2 protein-coding genes are annotated in these 2,893 nt (G+C 51.0%); one reads left to right on the forward strand and one right to left on the reverse strand.

Annotation, left to right across the window (positions count from 1 at the left end; translation table 11 throughout):
* Positions 1-1,085 (forward strand): MATE family efflux transporter (locus PHF27_RS14225; RefSeq protein ID WP_300071518.1); only part of this gene is annotated, 1,085 nt, incomplete at its 5' end.
* A gap of 266 nt (positions 1,086-1,351) precedes the next feature.
* On the opposite strand, the gene PHF27_RS14230 is transcribed toward PHF27_RS14225, so the two are convergent.
* The gene (locus tag PHF27_RS14230; RefSeq protein WP_300071521.1) at positions 1,352-2,602 is read right to left on the reverse strand and encodes a metallophosphoesterase family protein; all 1,251 of its coding nucleotides are present in this window, start codon (positions 2,600-2,602) and stop codon (positions 1,352-1,354) included.
* Between the last annotated feature and the right edge of the window lie 291 nt (positions 2,603-2,893).

The following is a 2,893-nucleotide window of genomic DNA, read 5'->3' on the forward strand; positions in this document are numbered from 1 at the left end:
GCATCCTCGGCAATGCTTTGACTCTGCTCTGTCTAATTATGCTGCCCACTACCGGCCTGGCGTTGCTCTTTTTAGAAGAACTGCTGCAGTGGCTCGGCGCCAGTCCTGAAGTTTTGCCTTACGCCATGGATTTTACCCGCATCATTTTAGGCGGCAGCATTTTTATGCATATCAGCTTCGGCCTCAACGGCCTCATCCGCGCCCAAGGGGACGCCAAAACAGCACTGTACACCATGCTTATCGCCGCTTTGCTCAACACCGCGCTCAATCCTTTGTTTATCTTTGTCTTCCATTGGGGCATCGCCGGATCCGCCTGGGCTACCGTTATTTCCCAGTTTGTTGCTACCGTCTGGGTACTGACTTATTTTCTCTATGGCCGCAGCACGCTGCGTCTGCGCCGCGCCTGTCTGCCGCTGCAAAAAAAGCTGGTTCTCGACATTTCCCGCATCGGCATGGCCCCGTTTTTAATGCAGCTTGGAAGCAGCTTGGTCATCGTCATCTTTAACTTTACCTTGCTCTCCTATGGAGGCAACCTGGCCATCGCCGCGTTTGGCATCGTTAACCGCGTGTTGATGCTGCTGTTAATGCCGGTTCTCGGCATCAGCCAGGGCGTACAGCCCATTGTCGGCTACAACTACGGCGCTCAGAACTACAGCCGTGTCCTCCAAGCCATCAAGCTAGCTATCGGCAGCGCCACGTTGGTTTGTATAGTCGGACTAGCAATGGTCCTTACCGGCCATGAAGCGCTTGTCCGCTTGTTTAACGACAATCCTGAACTCATCCGTATCGGCTCGGAAGGGCTCTGCATTTTCCTGGCCATGCTGCCTATCATCGGCTTTCAGATCATTGGCGCCAACTATTTTCAGGCGATAGGCAAGGCTGGCTACTCTATTGTTTTCAATCTGCTGCGCCAATTCATCCTGCTCATACCTCTTGTCTACTTGCTCCCTCAGTGGCTGGGGCTCAACGGCATCTGGACAGCAGGTCCGTTAGCCGATCTTGGCTCCGCCTGCCTAACCGGCTTCTTTCTGCTGAAGGAACTTCAGCGCTTGAAAAACGCGGGGAACGGAGTTACGGGAAATTGAACAGGAGTAGAGTGAGTAAAGTGAGGGTTCGACGAGATTGGATTGAACAGGAGAACCAGAGTCACGAGAGGGTACGTATGAGGACTACGAATTTCAAATTGAACTTTAGGAGCCGCTGATTTAATGAGCACTTCGCCAGCACGAGAATTTTTTTCGTCAGACGCGAAAGAAAACCGCAGGCATAGTGGAGCTATGCCGAGATTTTCTGACAAAGTCCGACGAGAAAAAGGCCGCGCTGGCGCAACCTGCGAATAAATTAGCGGCTCCTAGAAAATACTGTACTGATTGGCTGCAGGACGCAGCTTATGAAGGCTCCACATGTCGAGCAACGCACCGCTAACTTTAAACGCCTTGACTAGCAGCATCGTATGACCAACCTCCACGGTCAGATAGTTCGGTTCGTCCAGCGGGTTGTAAAAGTTTTCATTCCAAACCTGCCGCACCGGGTCTGGATAGGTTTTAGTGCCGCTGCGCCCGGTAGCTACGTGAATCGTGCCAGGAAAACCGTTCCCGTTGCCATCTAGAGGAACGGAGCGAGCATAGACATGTTCATGCGCCGTGAAGACGACATCTACTTTGGCTTCCTGCAAAATCGGCACAAAAGCGTTGCGAAGAGCGGCCGAATCCTTTGCCTTGCGATTGCCGTAAAACGGGCGATGCGTCAGTACAATATTCCAAGGCTTGCGGCTATGAGCCAAATCTTTTTTCAGCCATTCCTGCTGCAAAAAAAGACTGTACGGCACAAAGGCCCGTTCTTCTCCCATCTGGCTGTCCAGCACCGCTACATGGACGTCTCCATACTCTAGGGAATACACTTGGCCGCGCAGTTCCGCCGGCCCGTTACGAGGCAAAGAAAGTTGCGACGTAAACAACTGCGGCCGCGAATAGGTTCGATTTGGCGTATAGGTTTCATGATTGCCGACAACCGGTACTACTGGGATGGAATCAATCACACCTTGACCCGCTTCCAGCCAGCCTTTCCACTGCCCATAATCCTGACCCACGTCCACCAAGTCTCCCATATTCACCATAAACGCCGCATCCGGATTAGCCTGAAGGGCTTTTTTCAAAGTATTCCCCCAAAGTTGGTAAGTAACGCTTTGGGAATCTCCGAAAACCAGAAACTTTACTTTTGAAGATTGATAGGGAGCCGTCCGAAAAGAACGCCAAGCGCTCCAAGTAACTCCGTCTCCTACACGATATGTATACCGAACTCCCGGGCGCAATTGCCGCAAGGTAGCCGTAAATTGCTTCACTTCGCCTAGATTGGTCGCCAATACCGCCGCTTGCGCAGGTACCGTGCGAAACGCCCCGACTGCGGCAGGTTTTGCGGCAGCTTCACCGTATTGTACCATGCCGCTTCCGGCGTCCATCTTCCAGGAAATCGTCTGCGTCGTCGCCGGTTCCTCGCTCCAGGTCAAGACAATCTGCGCTGGAGCTGGCGATGCTGCGGCTAAACAACTCCAACTAAGTAACCACAAGAGGCTCCCTAGCCAGCCTAGATATATTTTTTTCATACTTGCTTCGCCTTAGCTTTCTTTAATTTTGTTGCCCTTTTCGGCAGCAAGAAATCATTTCCCTTCTTTCATAGTCAATCCTAGTGAATCAGTTTCTATTTTCTTCTGAATCTATCGTTAGTCAGTCTCTCCCCCTATATACCTGCGTCTTCCAGCGATTTTTACGTTCTAGCCTTCCTCTCCCTGACTTATGAGTCAAATTGTCCTTTTTCCGCATCTGCATTGAGCAAACTCATATGTTATAATATAAAAATTGTTAGTACAACCATCATAGTTAAGGAGACTTTTTTT

Origin of the sequence: Anaeromusa sp. (genome assembly GCF_028691475.1) — a bacterium.
In the GTDB taxonomy this organism is placed as follows: Bacteria; Bacillota; Negativicutes; order Anaeromusales; family Anaeromusaceae; genus Anaeromusa.